Raw genomic sequence first — 498 nt, 5'->3', positions numbered from 1 at the left:
AATTTGAGAGACTCACGAACAACTTTCGTTGTTCTGTGTTTCAATTTTCAGCTTGATCCAGATTTTTAAAGAGCAAAACTTCGCAGTGAACCCTTTCAGGTACACTCTGAAGTATTTTTTCGTAAACACTCACGAGATGGTGGAGCTATGCGGGATCGAACCGCAGACCTCCTGCGTGCAAAGCAGGCGCTCTCCCAGCTGAGCTATAGCCCCATCGTGTAGTCAGAACCTCTTTACCGATAATTTTTCCTGAGACAAGGCGTGGAATAACGAAGCATACATCAGTATGTGAGTTATTTCACAACGCAGTATTCAGGGAAAATTTGGTAGGCCTGAGTGGACTTGAACCACCGACCTCACCCTTATCAGGGGTGCGCTCTAACCACCTGAGCTACAAGCCTGTAGAGGTTTTACTGCTCGTTTTTCATCAGACAATCTGTGTGAGCACTTCAAAGTACGCTTCTTTAAGGTAAGGAGGTGATCCAACCGCAGGTTCCC

At 46.2% G+C, this 498-nt stretch carries 2 tRNA genes; both read right to left on the bottom strand.

Going from position 1 to position 498, the window contains the following annotated elements:
- Positions 1–137: 137 nt before the first annotated feature.
- Positions 138–213: transfer RNA gene (locus tag NA197_RS23425), tRNA-Ala, on the bottom strand.
- A 111-nt stretch (positions 214–324) separates the two neighbouring features.
- Positions 325–401 (bottom strand) — tRNA-Ile (locus NA197_RS23420).
- Positions 402–498 lie beyond the last annotated feature (97 nt).

Source organism: Salmonella sp. NW884 (genome assembly GCF_051700745.1).
In the GTDB taxonomy this organism is placed as follows: Bacteria; Pseudomonadota; Gammaproteobacteria; order Enterobacterales; family Enterobacteriaceae; genus Salmonella; species Salmonella enterica.
The sequence above is the reverse complement of the archived record's forward strand: the minus strand, read 5'-3'. Positions and strand labels throughout refer to the sequence as shown.